This window comes from Occallatibacter sp. (assembly GCF_049582745.1).
Taxonomy (GTDB): Bacteria; Acidobacteriota; Terriglobia; order Terriglobales; family Acidobacteriaceae; genus Telmatobacter.
In genome coordinates, this window is the sequence record NZ_JBAUUO010000051.1 from 68235 (window position 1) to 87286 (window position 19052).

The 19052-nt window shown below is 60.3% G+C and carries 15 protein-coding genes and 2 pseudogenes; 8 read left to right on the forward strand and 9 right to left on the reverse strand.

The window, feature by feature from the left end; translation table 11 throughout:
• Window positions 1-6 precede the first annotated feature (6 nt).
• Both WCA10_RS07060 and WCA10_RS07065 read right to left on the reverse strand, forming a co-directional pair.
• On the reverse strand, window positions 7-2481 hold the full coding sequence (locus WCA10_RS07060) for an LptA/OstA family protein (protein WP_472821802.1): 2475 nt from the start codon (window positions 2479-2481) through the stop codon (window positions 7-9).
• Between the two features lie 8 nt (window positions 2482-2489).
• Window positions 2490-3152, reverse strand: a complete 663-nt coding sequence (locus WCA10_RS07065) for a hypothetical protein (protein ID WP_472821803.1) — start codon at window positions 3150-3152, stop codon at window positions 2490-2492.
• A gap of 117 nt (window positions 3153-3269) precedes the next feature.
• Between WCA10_RS07065 and WCA10_RS07070 the strand changes: the two genes are divergently transcribed.
• From WCA10_RS07070 to WCA10_RS07085, 4 genes and pseudogenes are all read left to right on the forward strand, one after another.
• A complete protein-coding gene (locus tag WCA10_RS07070; protein ID WP_472821804.1) occupies window positions 3270-4154 on the forward strand; it encodes an aldo/keto reductase in 885 nt (294 codons plus the stop codon).
• Between the two features lie 167 nt (window positions 4155-4321).
• Window positions 4322-5035, forward strand: coding sequence for a ribonuclease T2 family protein (locus WCA10_RS07075; protein ID WP_472821805.1), 714 nt, complete (start codon window positions 4322-4324; stop codon window positions 5033-5035).
• A 177-nt stretch (window positions 5036-5212) separates the two neighbouring features.
• Window positions 5213-5599: pseudogene (locus WCA10_RS07080) on the forward strand (cobalamin-dependent protein); the annotation flags it as partial.
• A 210-nt stretch (window positions 5600-5809) separates the two neighbouring features.
• Window positions 5810-6709 (forward strand): annotated as a pseudogene (locus tag WCA10_RS07085) (B12-binding domain-containing radical SAM protein); the annotation flags it as partial.
• 17 nt (window positions 6710-6726) lie between these two features.
• On the opposite strand, the gene glyS reads toward WCA10_RS07085, so the two are convergent.
• Together glyS and WCA10_RS07095 are read right to left on the reverse strand one after the other, a co-directional pair.
• Complete coding sequence (gene glyS / locus WCA10_RS07090; protein WP_472821806.1) at window positions 6727-8811, reverse strand: glycine--tRNA ligase subunit beta; 2085 nt, start codon at window positions 8809-8811, stop codon at window positions 6727-6729.
• Window positions 8812-8949: 138 nt separating this feature from the next.
• Window positions 8950-9912 (reverse strand): glycine--tRNA ligase subunit alpha, encoded by a 963-nt coding sequence (locus WCA10_RS07095; RefSeq protein ID WP_472821807.1) that lies wholly within the window; start codon window positions 9910-9912, stop codon window positions 8950-8952.
• A gap of 240 nt (window positions 9913-10152) precedes the next feature.
• Between WCA10_RS07095 and WCA10_RS07100 the strand changes: the two genes are divergently transcribed.
• The 3 genes from WCA10_RS07100 to WCA10_RS07110 all read left to right on the forward strand — a co-directional run bounded on the left by WCA10_RS07100 (window position 10153) and on the right by WCA10_RS07110 (window position 14503).
• On the forward strand, window positions 10153-11817 hold the full coding sequence (locus WCA10_RS07100) for a GGDEF domain-containing protein (RefSeq protein WP_472821808.1): 1665 nt from the start codon (window positions 10153-10155) through the stop codon (window positions 11815-11817).
• Between the two features lie 95 nt (window positions 11818-11912).
• On the forward strand, window positions 11913-12788 hold the full coding sequence (locus tag WCA10_RS07105) for a GNAT family N-acetyltransferase (protein WP_472821809.1): 876 nt from the start codon (window positions 11913-11915) through the stop codon (window positions 12786-12788).
• Between the two features lie 53 nt (window positions 12789-12841).
• A complete protein-coding gene (locus WCA10_RS07110; protein ID WP_472821810.1) occupies window positions 12842-14503 on the forward strand; it encodes a long-chain fatty acid--CoA ligase in 1662 nt (553 codons plus the stop codon).
• A gap of 300 nt (window positions 14504-14803) precedes the next feature.
• Here WCA10_RS07110 and recO read toward each other — a convergent pair whose 3' ends face one another.
• From recO to WCA10_RS07135, 5 genes are all read right to left on the reverse strand, one after another.
• Window positions 14804-15547 carry a DNA repair protein RecO gene (recO, locus tag WCA10_RS07115; RefSeq protein ID WP_472821811.1) on the reverse strand — a complete coding sequence of 248 codons (744 nt, stop codon included), beginning with the start codon at window positions 15545-15547 and terminating at the stop codon, window positions 14804-14806.
• A 91-nt stretch (window positions 15548-15638) separates the two neighbouring features.
• On the reverse strand, window positions 15639-15899 hold the full coding sequence (locus WCA10_RS07120) for a 4Fe-4S dicluster domain-containing protein (RefSeq protein WP_472821812.1): 261 nt from the start codon (window positions 15897-15899) through the stop codon (window positions 15639-15641).
• Between the two features lie 217 nt (window positions 15900-16116).
• Complete coding sequence (locus tag WCA10_RS07125; protein WP_472821832.1) at window positions 16117-16992, reverse strand: inositol monophosphatase family protein; 876 nt, start codon at window positions 16990-16992, stop codon at window positions 16117-16119.
• 32 nt (window positions 16993-17024) lie between these two features.
• Window positions 17025-17330: an RNA chaperone Hfq gene (locus WCA10_RS07130; protein ID WP_472821813.1), complete on the reverse strand. Its 306-nt coding sequence runs from the start codon at window positions 17328-17330 to the stop codon at window positions 17025-17027.
• Between the two features lie 272 nt (window positions 17331-17602).
• Window positions 17603-18214 carry a PilZ domain-containing protein gene (locus tag WCA10_RS07135; RefSeq protein ID WP_472821814.1) on the reverse strand — a complete coding sequence of 204 codons (612 nt, stop codon included), beginning with the start codon at window positions 18212-18214 and terminating at the stop codon, window positions 17603-17605.
• A 480-nt stretch (window positions 18215-18694) separates the two neighbouring features.
• On the opposite strand from WCA10_RS07135, the gene WCA10_RS07140 reads away from it, so the two are divergent.
• Window positions 18695-19048, forward strand: a complete 354-nt coding sequence (locus WCA10_RS07140; protein WP_472821815.1) for a PadR family transcriptional regulator — start codon at window positions 18695-18697, stop codon at window positions 19046-19048.
• The last annotated feature ends 4 nt before the right edge of the window (window positions 19049-19052 follow it).

Consider the following 19052-nt stretch of genomic DNA (forward strand, 5'->3'; position numbering starts at 1 on the left):
CCACAACTACTTCGGCGCCGTCGTTATCGTCGTCGTCTTGCGTCCTTCGCCTTCGATACTGACGCTATCATCGCGACTATTGAAAATCAAAGCCTGCCCGGTCACTGTCCCGTGCGCCGGATCCGTCAATTTCGGCGGCGCGGCGGCGGTTCCGGTCAGCACGTAGTTGCCTGTGTCGCCTGTATAGACGAGCTGTTCGCCCGTTCCGCGACGGCCACCGGACGAAATCTCCACGCGTCCGGTCGAAGTCATCCGGTCAACCTGCGCCGCGGCGCCGTCCTTGCCCGCATGATTCCCCGGCGGCAGTAGAGTGAGTTCCAACTCGTTCGAATACGTGGTTGCTTCCGTGGTGCTCGATATCACTCTTCCCGTCACGCCGGCCCGCATCACCGCCTTGCGCTCCGCGCTCGAATATTTGAGATCGCCCCCGCGCACGCTAATCACCGATGGCTCTTTTTGCCTTTGCGAATCCCCAGCGCCCGGAACCGCGGCTGTCGTGCTGACCATGACCACCTGAACCGGGCTCCTCGCGCTGGTCGTCTCCGCCACCAGCGTCTGCTTAGTCCGATCGAGCTCGATCACCGGAGCAGTCACGGAATTGCCCTGCTGCCACAACCGTACATTGCCCCTGAAAGTCGCAGCGCCCGTAGAATGCTTCAGTTCCGCCCTCGCTGCGACAACGTGTGTCGGACCCTGCGCGCCGAAGTTCGCATTCAAACTCCCCGTGCCGCCCTTGTCCCGCCTGGTCCCGGGAGCTTCGCCGGCCCATGTTGCCTTGACATTGCCTTGCGCCACGGCATCGCCGGATTCCTGCGACACGTTCAGCTTTTCCGAACTCAGCTCCAGCCCTCCATCCGTCACACCCGGACCGTCGGTCAGGTGCAGCCATTGGCCCGCACTGTCGTAGTCGGCGTGTCCCGCAGTTGCCCGCATCACCGCCTGTTCCACTCCAGCTTTCGCGGGGGGCTGCTCCGTCAACACAACATTGCCATCCATGGTTGCAGTTTCAATCTGCATCTCCCCGCCCGCGGCGCCGCGGCTGCGCTGCTTTGTGTTCCCGGCCGCCGCCAGATGAGCTTCTAGATCGTCGCCGCTCATCGTCTCCTTAGCTCCGGTCGCGGTTGTCTCAGTAATCGACGTGTTCCCGTGCCCAATCAGTTTTGTCAGCGCTCCGTTGGCGCCGAACTCCCCGGTGACATCATCCGCCGTCAGTTTCTCGGGAGCCGCCGGCAAATTTCCGAGTTGGCTCGTCGCCGCCACTGTGACGCCTTCGATTCCGTGGATCGTTGCCGGTTCAACCTTGCCCTTGCCTGCATTCCTGAATGCCATATCCGCCACCGGCGACTTCCATACCCGGTGCGTATGCAAGAGGCCACGCGCAGACGCCATCTCGTCATCGCTTACGATCTCGACCCCGCGCTCAAGGTGCACGCCGCGCAGCACTCCCTGCGAGGCGAAAGCCAGATCCATCGTTGGCGAAGTTCCGTGAATCTTCCGGCCTTTGCTGTCGGAGTCTATCGTGACGCCGCCTTGCAGGTGCCCGTGCAGCGGCTGGTTGTGTTCGTCAAAATTGAGCGTTCCCGTTGGCGCTGCCAGCCGGCCCCCCGCCGCCGTCTCAAGCTGGAATCCCTTCTCCGCGACAAGATGCTCTGCCGAACCATCATCCCTGAAGTAGATTTTGGCATCCTCGGCGGTCGACACATCACTCCGATATCGCACCGACGCGCCTTCCAAATCGCACACCTGGTCGTTTCGTTCGAAGACTGCATGCTGCGCCGACATACTCACCGGAGCGGAGCCGCGCTGAATCTGCAACCGCACAGCGTGATCGAGTACCAGCAGCCCGTCGTGCGCATCGTAATTCGCACCCATGGCGCTGCCGCCGCCTTCCGTTACGGTGAATTCCACTCTCTCCACGGTCGAAGCCTGCGCGGTATTGCGGTCGAAGATCAGTCCGCTGGTCTTTACCTTAATTTCGCCGCTTGCAACCGAGTGTGCCGCCGATGCCAGCGGACTGTTCTTTTGCTTCGAGGTCAGAGAATGGTTTGCCGCAGCCTTGGGAGCAATCGCGGGAGCCACAGTAGGCTTCATTAGCGTGATCTCCACCGGACCCACGGCCTTTGCAATTCCGCTGTTCGGGTCATACTCGAACTCATCACCCGCAATCCGATCCACTCTGCTTCCATCTTCGGCAAAAAGTTCGATATTCACATCGTGCAGTTGCAGAAATACCTTGCCCTCCCGTTTCAACTGAATCTGCTTCGAAGCACGAATCCTGTAGAGGATGTGTCCCCGCACCTCATGCGTATAGACAAATCCATTCGCCTCTTCCTGGATATTCAGTCCTAGCTTTTGCGGAAGATCCTTGCGTATAAAGCGGTTTCGGAATTTGGCCGCGCCCAGAAACAGGCCAAGTGCGATCACCAGCAGCACCCCGGCCACCAGCACCAACGTTCGCAGCCGCTCAATCGTGAAGCGCACCGTTCCCCTCAGTTCGCCATTCCCAGCCGAGCCGCCAGCCGCTGCGCCAGGCTTTCTCCAAGCTCGCTCCACAGCAGCCGTGCCGTCGCGCCGGAGTCTTTCTCCACCGCCGTGGTCAACTCGATAAGCTGGCGGACATTCTCTTCCACGTGCCGCGCCACAACGGAGTCCAACTCAATTTCTTCATCCAGAAACGCGGCGTCGCTGCCGAAGTCTACGCGGATGTGACCATCCTGCTCGTATGTGCCCTCATCGAAAAGTGGCCCATACCCCGTCACGCGCACCATCCGCTGCTCCCTCGCCCAGCGCGTTTCTAGAATCGTGCTGTCATCCTGAGCGGAGCGCGAAGCCGAAGGACCCGCTTCTGTTCCTTGCCCAATCTCCGGCTCCCACAAACTCCACCCAATCTGAAACTCATAGGCGCAGTCCTCATGCAACAGCTCAAGGGCATCTTCGACAGCCTGATGCGGCTCCAGGCCCCGCTCTCCGCGGCCGTAAACCTTCTGAAATACCGGGGCCTCGCTCCACCTTACCGGCCACACTGTCGCCGAATACACCCGTGCCTCGCCGCCGTGCTTCGCGAATGCTCCCAGTACGGCCGTCAGCTTCTCCTTCAGCGCCGCGAGCCGCAGATTCGGATACCACAAACTCAAATAAAGTGTGTCTGCCATCTCTATATTGATTGTAGACGTGGCCCGCCCCCCGTCGATTCATCCCAGATATGCTTTCACCCCTTGCGACCGCCGGGCAGAAGCGCACATCCTATAAGGGCGAAGGAGTTTTCATTCATGCCTACAGCTTCTCAAGCCGTCTCTGCCGCTGCCGCCGGAACCATCGCACTTAGCGACCTCACCGTCAACCGCCTCGGCTACGGCGCCATGCGTATCACCGGCAAGGGCGTGTGGGGGCCGCCCGTCGACCATGCCGCCGCAATCGCCACGCTGCGCCGTGCCGTTGAACTTGGAGTCAACTTTATCGACACCGCCGACTCCTATGGCCCTAACGTTTCTGAAGAATTGATCGCCGAAGCCCTTGCGCCCTATCCCAGCGGACTGGTTGTCGCAACCAAGGGCGGATGGGAGCGCGTCGGCCCCGGCCAGTGGATCCACAACGCCAGCCCGAAGCACCTTCAACAGGCCGTGGAAGGCAGCCTCAAACGTCTTCGCCTCGACCGTATCTCTGTTTACCAGCTTCACGTCCCCGATCCTGCCGTCTCCTTCGACGCGTCGATGGAGACCCTCGCACGCCTCCGCGAAGCCGGCAAGATCCAGCACGTCGCTCTCTCCAACGTAACCCTCGAACACCTCGAGCGCGCCCGCAAGATCGTCCCCATCGTCTCGGTTCAAAATCGTTACAGCTTCGCCGACCGCGAATGGGATTACCTGCTCGACCACTGCGAAAAGAACGGCATCGCCTTCATCCCCTGGGCGCCTCTGGGACAAAATCGTCAGGCGCACGACATCCTGAGCAAAGCCGCAACTACGCTGCAAGCATCGCCGTTGCAGGTCGCGCTTGCATGGCTGCTCCGACGCTCCCGCATCACTCTGCCCATTCCCGGCACGTCGTCGGTCGCACACGTAGAAGAGAACATCGCCGCCGCAGGGTTGAAGCTGCCGGACGCGATCTTCAAGGAACTCTCAGCCGTGCAAACGCCGCACGCCGTCCTCCGCTGAGTCAAATGCGGCTTCGTTAGTTTCCAAATGCAGCTTCGCTAATTTTTAGCTCCGTTGATGTTTGAGGTGTCATCCTGCAAAGCAGCTTGGGGCCCCGCAGACGACATCGTCGTCTGTGGGGTAAGCGTAGCGAAGGACCTGCTTTTCCGCGCCGCGAATCAAAGCATATGAACCGCTCCCCGCCACCTGCTATCCTGCGCTGCATGAAGCTCGCGTTCCCCGCGATCAGTCTCGCGATTCTTGTCTTGCTCAGCGCCTGCAAGTCCAACCCCAATGCGGACTCCGCCGCTCGGACCCCTTCCGCCACATCCGATCGCGCGCACCCACGGGTTGCAACCGGCTCCGGCTTCGATTACTACCTCCTCAACCTCTCCTGGTCGCCGGAGTTTTGCTACTCGCACCCCAACGCCCCCGAGTGCGCATCGCACTCCACCTTCGTCCTGCACGGCCTCTGGCCGCAGAACAACAACGGCACCTACCCTGAAAAGTGCTCCAACGCCGCCGGCCCCAGCGATCCCTCGGCCTTCAAAGACATTTATCCCGATCAGGGACTGCTCGAACATGAATGGAGCACCCACGGCACCTGCTCCGGTCTCAATGCAAATGACTTCTTCAACACCGCGCGCACCGCCTACCAATCCATCACCATCCCGCCCACACTCGCAGGACTCTCGTCGCAGACTTCGATGCCGCCGGACGAAATCGTCTCGCTCTTCACCCGCGCCAATCCATCGCTTTCCCGCGACAGCATCGCCGTGAGCTGTGGCCACAACTTCCTCACCGCCGTCGAGGTCTGCCTCGACAAAGCCCTCCACCCCATCGCCTGCGGCCCCATCCGCTCCTGCCGCGCCAACACCGTTCGCATCCCGCCTCCAGGCTAGCATCAACATTCTGCGGTTTCCGATATCCAAGGCCTGATTCGGAATGGCGACGACTTCGCAGTAGTTACTAACGCTCTATTTTGCGGGTACCGAAGGGTAATCGTGTACGAATGGCGCGGAGCTATACTTCCAACAAATCCTTTTCGCTCCAAACTTCGAGCGGAATCGAGGCGGTCTGTGGCCCGCGTCGCATGTCTCTTTTCAGTCGAGTACTACAGCACCATCGAGCGCCCGCTTGATGGCTGGGACAAGATCCCGTATGGATTCAGCCTCATCACGGCTTGTCTCGAACACGCCGGACATACGGTCCGGTGCTGGGTTGTCACTCCCGACACGCCACTAACGCGCGTTGCCCGCGAAATCGTCGAAGACTTCGGCTGCGAGATGGCCACCGCCAGTTGCGTCAGCACGCAGTTCCATCTCATCGCTCGCCTCTGTAAAGAAATCAAGTCTCTGAAGCCGTCGATTCCCATCCTGCTCGGCGGCGTCCATGCCACCGTTCGCGCAGATGAGTGCATCGCCCATCCGGACATCGACGCAGTATGCGTCGGTGAAGGCGAAGACGTCGCCGTGGCCTGGGCCAACTCTCTCGCCCGCGGCGTCCAGCCCTCAGGCATTCCAGGGACTTGGATCAAAATCCCAGGGCTCACCGATGTGGATCGCACTCCCCCCGCAGCGTTCCGAACTGATCTGGACGAGCTTCCACTCATCGAATATGCGCACTGGGAACGCTGGGTCGATCCGGGAGCCAGGAACGCGCGTGTGGTCGTCGGCCGCGGCTGTCCTTATTCCTGCACCTACTGCTCCAACCACGTTCTTCGCGGTATGCAGGTCGGCCGTTACGTGCGGTTTCGTTCACCAGAGAACATCCTTGCGGAAATTGAGATGATTCTCCGGCGCTTCCCTGACCAGCAGTCCATCTACCTGGAGATAGAAACCATCAGTGCATCCATTCCCTGGGCGCTTCAGTTGTGCGATCACCTGGCCGCCTTCAATGCAACGCGCGAGCGGCCGATCGCGTTTCGCGCCAACTTCGCCGTCACCACACAATTGGTGCAAAATGAAAATCGCCTGCATGCGATGCTGGCGGCCTTTCGGCGCGCCAACATTGTGACACTCAACGTTGGACTCGAATCCGGCTCTCCACGCATTCGGAGGGATATCCTGAACCGGCCACCCTATACCAACGCAGATCTGATCCGATTCTGCCAGTGCGCCCGCCAGACTGGAATCGAAATAGGCCTGTTCATGCTGGTTGGCGTACCCACTGAAACCCCCAGGGATGCCGTCGAAACCAGCGAGGTGGCCCGCGCTTGCGAACCGGAGGAGATCGACCCGTCCATCTTCTATCCGTATCCGGGTACGCGGCTGTACAACCTCTCGGCCGAGATGCACCTGATCAATCCTCGTGATTTTGGAGTCACAGCAGAACGCTCACGTGCTTACCTCAGGTTGAAGGATTTCCCTCGCTGGCGCATCATCTTCGAGCACGTCGTCATGAGGTGGCGCGTCTTCCACGGACGCCGCAAGTTGATTGGTCTCCTTTGCGTCACGGCATGGACGGCATTGAAAACCATGCCGGGACTCCTGATCGGAGTTCTACGCGTTAGAGATGGCCTGCATCTTCGCAGAAGTCAGCAGCCGACAGCACCCGCTATTCCGCCAGTCGCATAAGCGGGAACTTCCTTCGCTCAACTCGTTACAATCTCGCTGAAGTCCGCGATCCCCGAAAACCCGCGCAGAACGCCATCAATGAGCCCGAGATGCGCACCGCGCACCGCCGCATCCGGATCGAGCACCATCACCTTGTCGAAGAATGCATCCACCACCGGCCGCAGCGTCGCGATCTTTGCCAGCGCTTCGCCGTACGCGCGCTCCTGTCGCAGCTTCGCAACTTCCGGAGCCAGCGCCTTCGCCGCGTCGTGCAGTTTCGCGGCCTCTGCCGACAACGCCACGCCATCCGACGATCCCACGGCGAACCCCTTCTCCGCCGCCTGCCGCAAAATATTATTGATCCGTTTGAAAGCTGCCGAAACCGCTTCGAAGTCCGCCGACGCCCGCGCCGTCGTCAACGCCTCTGCCCGCGCCATCGCATCGCGCACATCATCGCCATCCGCCCCCAGCACGGCGTTCACCACGTCATACGCAAACCCACGCACGTCTTTGAGATAAAAGTGCAGCCGCTCGCGCAGAAACGCCAGCACCTCGCGCTCGTTCACATCGTCGGTCAACGCGGAGTGCGCAACCTCGCCGAGCTTCAGTGGCAGGTCCGACTCGGCCAGTATCTTCACAATTGCATTCGCCGCACGCCGCAGCGCAAACGGATCTTTCGACCCCGTCGGCTGCATTCCAATGCCGAACATCGACGCGATCGTCTGGATGCGATCGGCGAGACCGAGCAACTGCCCTTCCACGGAAACTGGAATGTCATCCTCGGTCGATGCGGGCGTGTACTGCTCGTAGATCGCCAGCGCCACGCGTTCACCCAATCCCTGCGATCGCGCGTACAGCCCGCCGATAATTCCCTGCAACTCGGTGAACTCCTTCACCAGTTCAGTCGTAAGGTCCGCCTTCGCCAGCCGAACCGCTTCCATCAGCGCGGCGTTATCGTGCTTGGCGCCGGCCTTCGCGGCAACCTCTGACAACCAACTCGCCGACTCCAGGTTCTCTTCGGTCTTCCAGTGATACGTACCCAGCGCTTTCTGGAACGTGACATTCTTCAAGCTCTCAACGCGCGCCGCCAACGGCGCCTTCTGATCGAAATCCCAGAAGAACCGCGCATCCTTGAACCGCGCCCGCAGCACGCGCGCATTCCCGTGCCGGATGATCGCATTTCCCTCGTCATCGGCCCTCGTATTCAGCACCGCCAGAAAATGCGCAGCGAGCTTGCCCTGCGCATCTTCAACCGCAAAGTACTTCTGGTGATCGCGCATCACCGTCACCAGCACTTCTTCGGGCAACGCAAGATACTCCGCCTCAAAGTCGCCGAGAATCACCGACGGCCATTCCGTCAGGTGTGTCACCGTTTCTACCAGCCCCTCGTCCTCGCGCCAACGCGCTCCGACAACCGTCCGCGTCACCTTGTCCAACGCCTTGCGAATCGCCTGCCGTCTCTCGGCCACATCGACCACGACACTCGCACCACGCAACGCCTCGGCATACTCCTTTGCTGCCCCTATCTCCACCGGCGAATCTCCATGCAGAATCCGATGCCCTCGGCTGGCATTCCCGGCCTTGATTCCCGCAATCTCCAGCGGCACAGTCGCAGAATCGAGCTTCGCTACAACCCACCGCACCGGCCGTACAAACCGTTCCGGCTTGCCCGCGCGCCAGTACATATTCTTTGCCCAATAAATCGCGAGCACTTCCTTCGGCAAATCGGCAACCAGGATTTCCGCTGCAGCCTTACCCGCGCGCTTTACCGTCGCGCCCACGTACTCGCCCTTCGCCGTCGTCACTTTTTCAAGTGCATCCACGGCAATCCCGGCCTTCTTCGCAAATGCTTCCGCTGCCTTTGTAGGAGCGCCATCCTTGAACGCCACGCTCCACGAAGGCCCGGTCAGCTTTTCTTCCACATCGGCCTGCGCCGCACGCACACCCTCAATCAGAACGGCCAGCCGCCGCGGCGTCGAGTAGGTCTTTACGCTTGCGCCGTCTTCGAGCAGCCGCTCACGCGACAGCAGATCGTGCACGCGCCGACCCAGCTCCGCCTCGGCTCCCGCAATCATCCGGGCCGGAACTTCCTCCAACCCAATCTCAATTAAAAAGTCAGACATGAAATCGATTCTTTCCTTAAGCGATCAGCTGTCAGCTCTCAGCTTCTTTCTCAATTCAGCGGCTATTGCTGAGCTCTCTTCGCAATCTGGCTGGCGGCCTTCACTGTCGTCTGAAAGCTGACAGTTGAGAGCTGAAAGCTAAGAGCCAGCCGTCTGCTGCACCGCATACGCCTTCGCCACACCCACCGCCAGATTCCGAATCCTGCCAATCACCCCCACCCGCTCCGTCACACTGATCGCTCCACGCGCATCCAGAATGTTGAACAGGTTCGAACACTTCAGCGCCAGCTCGTACGTCGGCAGCAGCGGAAATCGCTTCTTCTCCGCAACCGTCGCCGTCTCGCTTGCCATCAACTCATTTGCCCGCTTCAGCAGATCGTGCGCCTCGGCCTCGTACAGCCTGAAGTGCTCCCACAGCTTCGGCACCTCGGCTTCTTCAAAGTTGTAAACCGAAAACTGCAGCTCCTCCGCGAGCCGTACTTCGCCATACGTCATCTCCGCGCCGGTCTCCGGATCACGCGCCCATACGATGTCGTAGATCGAATCCGCATCCTGCAGGAACTGCGTAATGCGCTCGAGACCATACGTCAGCTCCGCGCAGATCGGATCGAGATCCATCCCGCCGCACTGCTGGAAGTAAGTGAACTGCGTAATCTCCAGCCCATCCAGCATTACCTGCCAGCCCACGCCCCAGGCACCGCCCGCGGGCCACTCCCAGTTGTCTTCTTCAAACTTGATGTCATGCTTTCGAAGATCGATTCCAATTGCCTCAAGCGATTGAAGATATAGTTCCTGCACATTTACGGGCGGCGGCTTCAGAATCAGCTGAAACTGGGTGTGCTTAAACAGCCGGTTGGGGTTCTCGCCATAGCGCCCGTCGGCCGGACGCCGCGAGGGTTGCGCATAGCCAACCCGGTACGGCTTGGGCCCCAGCACCCGCAAAAACGTCTCCGGTGCCATGGTGCCCGCGCCCACTTCCACGTCATACGGCTGCTGCAGAACGCACCCGCGCTCCGCCCAGAACCCCTGCAGGCGAAACAACAATTCCTGAAACGTCAGCGCTGATTTTTGATGTGAAGTTGCTACCGAAGTCGAAGCCACAATGCAATCATCTCTTTCAAAAGGACTAGACCGATTCTACCAGTCACCGCGAATAGCCACATTCTCGAAAGTATCCTCAACTCCAGACCCCGCAAACCGCTTACCCTTCAATTCACTCGCCGTAATTCCAACCAAATCGACAGTTCCAGTCTGCTCCTAAAGTCGCATGCCGCTACCACGTTTCGCCCCTATTCTGCCGCCGCTAAGCTTCCTAGAATTAAGACCAAGGGAAAGTCCATCTTGAGCACGAGCACGAGATTCTGGATTGGCATGGCGGCCACGCTGACACTGGTACAGGCTGCGGCTTCCGCACTCCTTCCACGCGGACTTGCCCTCACCGCGACTAGCGACATTGCGCTGGCTCTTGTTTTGATCGCTCTCGTCGTTGCCTTCGCGCTAAACGCCGTTCCTGCCCGCGGTCGCTTGCGGGTCTTCTGGATCATGCAGTCGGTCGGCTGGTTCATGCTGCTCATCGACCAGCTCTGGTGGATGCTCTACGACCTGGTCCTGCGAAAGCCGCTCCCCCTGCTCTTTGCCGGCGACGTGCTTCTCTTTCTCCCCGGCGTAATGATGCTTGCGGGCTTCCTGCTGCGTCCCCACCTTGAACAGTCGAAGCGCAGTGCCCGGCTGGGTACGCTGGATTTTTTGCTGCTGATGTTGTGGTGGGTCTTCTTCTATGTCTTCCTGGTCACCTGCTGGCAGTACATCTCGCCCAATGTCGACTTGTACAACACCAACTACGACCGCCTCTACCTTATCGAGATCCTCGTCGTGCTTGTGGTGCAGTCCGTCCTGCTCCGGCAGAGCACAGGAGAATGGAAGCGCTTCTACGCCTTCTACCTTGGCGCCGTGCTATTGGGCGCTATCTGCTTCTCGCTGGAGAACCGCGCCATTGAACTGAATACCTACTTCAACGGCAGTTGGTACGACATCCCCTATCTCGGGTCTTTCGCATTCTTCATGATCGTTGCGATGCAGGGACGTGGCCTCCGCCTTAGCCGCGACCCGGCTGATCGCGAAGGACACGGTTCGTGGATCGGAAGGCTGGCGATCCTTGCCGTGCTGTCGCTTCCCGTCATCGTCCTTGCGGCGGTGCTCGAACCTGGAGTCCCTCTCCAGATCATGCACTTCAGGGTGCTCGTCACGGCCGTGGCCATGTTTGCCATGGCTGCCATGGTCTTCATGAAGCAAAAGCTGCTGCACCAGGAACTGAAACGGGCAAATCGAGTGCTGCAGGAATCATCCACCACCGACCCGTTAACGGGAATCCGCAACCGGCGCTTCCTCATGAGTTCCATCCAGGGCGATGTCGCCCAATGTCTGCGCAACTATGCTGAAAACGAGAACGTTTCGGAACGCGATCTCATCTTCTACGTCATCGATCTTGACAACTTCAAAAAAGTGAATGACCAGCATGGTCACGATGCCGGCGACCGCGTGCTCATCGAGGCCTCGCGCCGCATTGGTTCCGCAATTCGCAACTCCGATCTCCTGGTGCGCTGGGGGGGCGAGGAGTTTCTGGTTGTTTCGCGCTTCACCGATCGCCGCCAGGCAGCCATCCTCGCCGAGCGCGTGCTCGATGCCCTGCGTCTAAAACCTTTTGCCGTCGGCGGTGACGAAGTGGTGCATCAGACCTGCTCCATCGGATGGGCGGCATTTCCCTGGATCGAGGAAGATGCAGGAGCCGTTGGCTACGATGACGTGCTGAAATACGCCGACCGAGGCCTCTATCGCGCCAAGAAAGCCGGAAAAAATCAGGCGATCGGTATGGCCCCCTCGCGTCAGAGAGCAAATCTGGCGGAGAAGGATGATGATCCGTTTGCAGATCCGCCGCAGCAGGCCAGGCCGCTCTCTCTTCCGGCAGAGCGGGAGATGTCCGGTCAGGTCTTCGAAATCTTCGGTTGAGTCCACCTCCTGGCGGGCTTGTTGAAGCCTTCGCTCGACCCGCGTGCCATTATCTCCCTGCTATACTTCCTCCCACTTCATTCAAGGACGCCACGATGCCCGCGACTTCCCTGCCCGACGTCGTCATTCGCCCCGCCACTTCCCAAGACGTTCCAGTCTGCGCGGATATTTGCTATCGCGCCTTTTCCGCGATCAACGCTGCCCACAACTTCCCCAGCGACGTCCCAGTCCCAGAGGTCGCCGTCGGCATTATCACCTCGTGCTTCTCCGCTCCCGGCCTCTATTGCATTGTGGCTGAAAACAACGGCCGCATCCTCGGCAGCAACTGCCTTGACCAGCGCTCCATCATTCACGGCGTCGGCCCCATCACCGTCGACCCCGACACGCAAAACCATGGCGTCGGCCGCAAGCTGATGCAGGCCGTACTCGAACGATCCCGCGAGCACGATCCCGCAGGAATTCGCCTTGTGCAGGCAGCATTTCACAACCGTTCGCTCTCGCTCTACGCCTCACTCGGCTTCGACATCCGCGAGCCTCTCTCCGTCATGCAGGGCCGCGCCCCAGAGCGCAGCGTTCCCGGATGCACAGTGCGACCCGCGACCACATCTGACCTGTCCGCCTGCAATGCGCTCTCTCATCGCGTACACGGATTCGACCGCGGCACTGAACTCGCTCAAGCTGTTCAGCGAGGCGGATCACTGGTCGTCGAACGCGATGGCCGCATCACCGCCTACGCATCGCATCTCGCCTTCTTCGGCCATGCCACCGCCGAATCCAACGCCGACCTTCAGGCTCTCATCTGTTCCGTCGAATCCTTCGGCGGCCCCGGCATCCTCGTTCCCTCACGCAACGCTGAACTCTTCCGCTGGTGTCTGTCGAACGGCCTCCGCGTCGTCGAACCGATGACCCTGATGTCCATGGGCCTCTACAACGAGCCCGCCGGCGCATTCCTGCCCTCGGTTTTGTTTTGAAAGCGCCTCGTGCGCTCGTCTAGAATTGCGCCACTTCCCTGGAGGTCCTTCGCATGCTTCCCATGCCGTCCACCATGTCCGATTTCCAACTCACCATCGGCGCCATCTTCGAGCATGGTGTCCGCGTGCATGCTGAGAGCGAAGTCCTCACCTGGATGGGCGATCACGCCCGCCGCTCCACCTTCCGCCAGGTAGGCGACCGTGTGCGCCGCCTTGCCAACGCGCTCCTGCGGCTCGGCATTAAGCCCGGCGATCGCGTAGGAACATTCTGCTGGAACCACCAGGAGCACCTCGAAGCCTACTACGCCATTTCCTCGATGGGCGCGGTCGTGCACACACTCAACATCCGCCTCTTTCCAGAGCAGCTGGCATTCGTCATCAATCACGGCGCAGACCGCATCATCCTCGTCGACGCTTCGCTCTATCCGGCAGTCGCGCGTGTGCGCGAGAAACTCACTACCGTCGAGCACATCGTCATCGTGGGCGACGCCGCTTCCCTGCCCGATGACCTGCTGCACTACGAAGAACTTCTAGCTGCAGAGCAACCGGAATTCACCTGGCCCGATCTCGACGAACGCTCCGCCGCCGCCATGTGCCACACCACCGGCACCACCGGCGATCCCAAGGGCGTGGTCTACAGCCATCGATCCATTTACCTGCATGCGCTCACCATCTGCGCACCGTGGTGCATCGGCATCGGCATCAACGACCGCTCGCTCTGCATCGTTCCCATGTTCCACGCCAATGCCTGGGGCATGCCCTACGCGGGCTGGCTTGCCGGCAGCGATTTCCTCATGCCCGGCCCATTCCTTCAGCCCGAGCCGCTCTGCCGTTTCATCACCACCTGCCGCCCCACGGTCTCGGCGGCCATCCCCACCATCCTCGGCGGGATGCTGCAGCATGCAATCGCAAATAAGGTCGACCTCTCGCTTTTCAGAATTCTGTTCTCGGGCGGCTCCGCCCTGCCACGCAGCATCGCCGAAGGCTTCCGAGAGCATTTCAATGTTCCCGTCATCCAAGGTTGGGGCTTGACGGAAACAAGCCCCGTGGCAGCCTCCGCGCGCCCGCCGCGTCATTGCACTGAAGACGACGAAATCAACTGGACCACCAAAACCGGCCGCATCATCCCCGGCGTCGAAATGCGCCTCTGCGATGGCGACGCCGTCCTGCCCTGGGATGACGAATCGATCGGCGAAGTTGAAGTGCGCGGTCCGTGGATCACCGCGGCCTACTACGGCAATCCCGCACCAGAACGCTTTCACGATGGCTGGCTGCGCACCGGCGATGTGGGTGTTCTCAACGAGCAAGGCTACCTGCGCATCACCGACCGCTCAAAAGATGTAATCAAATCCGGCGGCGAATGGATCTCGTCCGTCGAACTTGAAAATGCCCTCATCGATCACCCCGACGTTCTTGAAGCCGCCGTTATCGGCGTTCCCGATGACCGTTGGGACGAGCGCCCTCTCGCCTGCGTCGTGCCCAAAGACGGCGTGCCCCTCGATATCGCGATCCTCCGCGCGCATCTCGCGAACCGTGTCGCCAAGTGGTGGATCCCCGAGCGCTGGGCCTTCATCCCCGAAGTCCCCAAAACCAGCGTCGGCAAATTCGACAAGAAGAATCTCCGCGCGCAATACGCCAACGGCCAGATCAACGAAATCCTCGACCCCGGCGAACACGCCAGAAAGGAGAAACTCTCCGCCGACCTCGTCGGCTGATCAATCCTGGCCCTCTTTCTTCCGAAGGTGTCATCCTGAGCGACCAACGGGAGTCGAAGGACCTGCTTCATGTTAATTCCTCAGAAGTGTCATCCTGAGCGAACGGGGCCCCGAACGTATTTCAGTTCGGGGGTGGTGAGCGAAGGATCTGCTTCACGCGATTTACGCGCGACCACAAACTCGGTCATCCCATGTCCCGCTTCTGAGACTTGGGAAAGATCCATCCCTCACCGCGAACATGGGTGCCCCTTGCATGACGCGCACTTTGCGTCATGAGTGGGAAACCACCAACCATCGCGCTCATCCCACCAACCGCCCCAGCATCTCCCCCGACTTCAGCTTCCGTTCCATGTGCCGCTCCAGCGATTGCATCGCAAACCGCCGCAAATCCTGCCCACGCCTTCGCGGCCACGCCTCGCCCGCAAACGACCCCACCGGCGCCCGCAGCATCTTCAGCGCCAATTGCCACGAATCGGCCGACAACTCGCTCGCGTTTGCCGCGCGGTGCACATGGCAAAACAGCCCGTCCGCAAACGCATTGAAACTCGTTTCGCCCGCGACCAGCGCCTCACCGCACGCCGTGCAATGCGCAATATCCGGCAGCAATCCCATCAGCCGCGTCATCCACAGCGCGAAGTACGTCAGCGGCATCCACGGCTGCTCCACCGTCGTCTGCTCCAGCACCGATACGATCAGCCGAAACACCGTCTCCTGCGGGTCGTGCTCCGGCAGCGCCTGCTCCAGCACCTCGGCAAAAAAGCTCAGCACCGTCAGCCGCGTTGCATCCACCGGAAGCGAAAGCGGCGAGCGCAGAATCTCCAGTTGATCCAGCCGCACCAGGTCCTGCGTCGGCCGCTCTGCAAACCAAGCCCGCGCCACCGTCATCGGTTCCAGCGCGCCGCCAAATCGTTTGCGGCTCTTCAACGCCGACTTCGCCACGCCGGTCATCTTCCCGTAGTCGCGCGTAAAAAAGCTCACCACCAGGTCGGCTTCATGCACCGGCCAGGTGCGCAACACCACGGCTTCTGACGTTAGCACTGCCACGATCGTCCCTCACCTTGCCCGAACGCACAAACGCGCCCGCTGCAGCGGACGCGTTTTGATCTCGCGCAAATGTATTTGCGCTACGACTAGGCTACCGACCGAAGTGCTCGGCGTTCTTCTGCGTAAAGTGTGCCCACTTCTCCGGCACATCGTCCTGCGCGAAGATGGCCGAAACCGGGCACGCCGGAACGCACGCGCCGCAATCGATGCACTCGACCGGATCGATAAACAGCTGATCCGCCGTAGCGTGATCGGCCTCGTCCTTCTTGGGGTGGATGCAATCGACTGGACAGGCGTCCACACAGGCGGTGTCCTTGGTGCCGATACAGGGTTCTGCGATTACATAAGCCATTTCTTGATTTCTCCGACAGAGTTGAAGTCTCGACGCTGATAGTAGCACACGCCCCCAAGGCCTGACTGCCGCCCAGAGCACCACCGTTTTGCCATGCGGGAATCACATTTCGCCGGCCAAAGATAAGCTTCGATCTGCAACATCCTGGGTGCCCCATTCATGACGCAGTTTTATCGCGTCATGAGTGGGAAAGCACGAACCGCCGTGCATCTCTGTTCTACTCCAGCCCCTTGGCCCGCAGTTCCCGCATCGCCGCAAACTCCCCCGGCGTCGGGATCGGTGCGAGCCCTCGCCCCGCAAACAGATCCACGAACATCCCCACCAGTTCGTCGTGAATCAGCCCATTTGATGCCAGCACCTCGCGGCTTTCGAGCTGGAATGGGCCACCGGCAAAGTCCGACACGCGTCCGCCTGCCTCGGTCACCACCAGAACACCGGCTGCCGTATCCCAGGGGTTCAGGTTGAACTCCCAGAAAGCCTCCAGCCGACCCGCCGCCACATATGCCAGATCAAGTGCCGCCGACCCCGCGCGCCGCACCCCGTGTGAACGCAATGTGAACTCGTGGTAGAAGTGAATGTTCGGGCTCTGATGCCGCTTCCGGCTTGGAAACCCGGTCGCTACCAGCGCCTCCGCCAGGTGCGCCGTCTTCGACACATGCAGTGGCTTGCCGTTCACCGTCGCTCCGCGCCCCAATTCCGCTTCGAACAGCTCATCCCGCATCGGGTCGTAGATCACCCCCGCCAGAATTGTTCCATCCTCATCAGGCTTCAGACCAGTCCGGCGCTGCTCCAACCCCAGCGAGACGCAGAACTGCGGAAACCCATGCGCAAAATTCGTCGTTCCATCCAGAGGATCGACGTACCAGCGATACTCCTGGTCCATGCGCTCCCGCGTGCCCTCTTCGCCGTAGATTCCATGCTCGGGAAACACTTCGCCCAGCCGCGTGCGGATCAACTTCTCCACTGTGCGATCGGCCACGGTCACCAGGTCCACGTCGCCCTTGTACTCCGTGGCAACGCCTTGCGCAAAAAACTCGCGCAGCCGCGCACCCGCTTCCCGCGCGATCTCCGCGGCTTGCGGCGTCCAGGTCATCTTCGTTGCCGTCGATCGAGCGGCCGTTTCGCTCACTGGTCGGCCTTTCGGCCCGAAGTTTCACCGGTGCGGTTGCGCGGTCCGCGCCGCTTGGCCGTCTCGGTAATCGTCTCGATCTGGTGCTTATAGATGAAAAGGTTCGGTTTGCCTTCGCGCGTCAGGCGCAGCATGCCGTCGTCGAAGTACTCAATCCACCCGCGCACCACTTCGCCGCCGCGCAGTTTCACCGCCACTGGAACCTGGCGCTCGCTCAGCGAACGCAGATAGAGGGCCTCTTGCCCCGTTTCGCCGGGCGGAGGTGTTTTCGCATGCCGGCGCGAAGATATCCCTGGAGTCATAGTGCCATTTTAGATGCAATAAACAATCGCGACGCTTGGGAAACCATGAAAGTCACCAACTCAAAGGTCATAGCGGACATCCGATCCGCTCCAGCTTCGCGGGCTGCTGTCGATCTAACTCGATTCGGCCAAGAAGTGTCAGGGCACGGCTTCACAGGCTGCGGAAAACTCGATGCTTTGAAAGGGCACCGCTTCAGCCCCTGCGGGCTTCTCTTCCACGATTCTACGTTGTTTTGGGCAAGAGTAAATGACCTCATCTGCGGCGGACTACGCTATCGGCCGCCCTCAAACGCAGCATTCAACCGCGCCCTTTTTCCCGACTGCGTGCTCGCCGCTGCCTTCGCAGGATTCTGCGAACGATCATCGGGCAGTTCTGAACCGGGCTGCACTTTAAGCCGTTCCATGAACCGCTCCATCTCCAGCCTTGTCATCCACTTCACGCGTAACGGATTCCCATACACCGCATTGGATTCTTCCTCGCTCAACACGATCGAAAAGCCGACTCCCTCGCCATCGCTCCGCACAACCGTCGCCTGCACGGTAAAAGAATCCTTGTCGTCCTCGGCCGCCAAATCGGTCCGCTCCAGCGTAATCGGCATCTCGGTTCCGGGAATCCATCGCTCACCGGTAAGCAGGCAGAATCCCGTCAGGCTGATGTTGCCCAGATCATACGGCTTCGATGCGCGCGCGGTCCCCAAATAGCCCACCAATGGAGGCGTCGGAAGCCGCTCCTGCTTGCGTTGATCGGGAAACATCAGGCGCAGCACGCGCTTCCACAGGGAATCGGTCAGATGACACTGCACTCGCCGCAACTCGATCCCGTCGGCGTTTCCCGCATGTGGCTGATCAACCACAACAGTCGTGCTCTTCGACTTTCTCGCCATCTCACCCGAATCCGCGCACATGGTTTCCACCCTTCAGGGATTCTGCTGCTGTCCGCCAACTTGAAATATGCGGGCCCAGAAGTACCCTCTAAGACTCATGGGCCCGCGACGTGCAAATGCACTCTGCAAAGACGGAGGAACGCCGCAGCGTTCACGCGTCATGGTCAAAGCCTATCCCCAGCCGGCAGCGTCGAAAATCCATCAGGAGTTGCAACCGCTATGGCTCATTCGGTTGGAGAAGCGGTTACCTTCGCTCTGCTGGACAGATGCCAAAGGTCAGGGATTGAATAGCGGATGCTCGCTTGCACATACAAAGAAATACGACCCGGAATCAATGCCAATTTCCAGCCGCGCGCTTTTGCGGGCGCAGGTATTGCCAGAAAGGCAGCCGAAGCACAACCGAATCAATTTGCCTCTTCACAGAGTCATTCGACTGGAATACTATGCTCTTGCATAGTCATTCGAGTGGAGAGATCGCTCATGGTTTTCAAAAGGCCGCCGGAAGCGGGAGAGATTCTGCAGGGCACTCTGGACATGCTGATCCTGCGCACGCTGATTCTGGGTCCCGCGCACGGCCACACCATCGCGCAGGCCATCGAACGCACCTCAGAGAACGCGCTCGAAGTGGAGCAGGGTTCGCTCTATCCCGCGCTACACCGTCTGGAAGACCGTGGATGGGTCTCCTCCGAATGGGGGGTCAGTCAGAACAACCGCAAAGCAAAGTTCTACCGGCTCACCAGCAAGGGCCGCAAAGAACTCAACGCCGCAGCCGGACGCTGGCGGAAAATGACCCGCGCCATCGGCCTCATCCTTGGGGAATCGATCGAATCGTAGGAGG

Coding starts and splice junctions, on each gene's coding strand:
- WCA10_RS07105 (WP_472821809.1), top strand. CDS start 11,913: ATGCCCGCGACTTCCCTGCCCGACGTCGTCATTCGCCCCGCCACTTCC.
- WCA10_RS07125 (WP_472821832.1), bottom strand. CDS start 16,992: ATGACCTGGACGCCGCAAGCCGCGGAGATCGCGCGGGAAGCGGGTGCG.
- WCA10_RS07140 (WP_472821815.1), top strand. CDS start 18,695: ATGGTTTTCAAAAGGCCGCCGGAAGCGGGAGAGATTCTGCAGGGCACT.
- glyS (WP_472821806.1), bottom strand. CDS start 8,811: ATGTCTGACTTTTTAATTGAGATTGGGTTGGAGGAAGTTCCGGCCCGG.
- WCA10_RS07135 (WP_472821814.1), bottom strand. CDS start 18,214: ATGGCGAGAAAGTCGAAGAGCACGACTGTTGTGGTTGATCAGCCACAT.
- WCA10_RS07110 (WP_472821810.1), top strand. CDS start 12,842: ATGCTTCCCATGCCGTCCACCATGTCCGATTTCCAACTCACCATCGGC.
- WCA10_RS07120 (WP_472821812.1), bottom strand. CDS start 15,899: ATGGCTTATGTAATCGCAGAACCCTGTATCGGCACCAAGGACACCGCC.
- WCA10_RS07075 (WP_472821805.1), top strand. CDS start 4,322: ATGAACCGCTCCCCGCCACCTGCTATCCTGCGCTGCATGAAGCTCGCG.
- WCA10_RS07070 (WP_472821804.1), top strand. CDS start 3,270: ATGCCTACAGCTTCTCAAGCCGTCTCTGCCGCTGCCGCCGGAACCATC.
- WCA10_RS07130 (WP_472821813.1), bottom strand. CDS start 17,330: ATGACTCCAGGGATATCTTCGCGCCGGCATGCGAAAACACCTCCGCCC.
- WCA10_RS07065 (WP_472821803.1), bottom strand. CDS start 3,152: ATGGCAGACACACTTTATTTGAGTTTGTGGTATCCGAATCTGCGGCTC.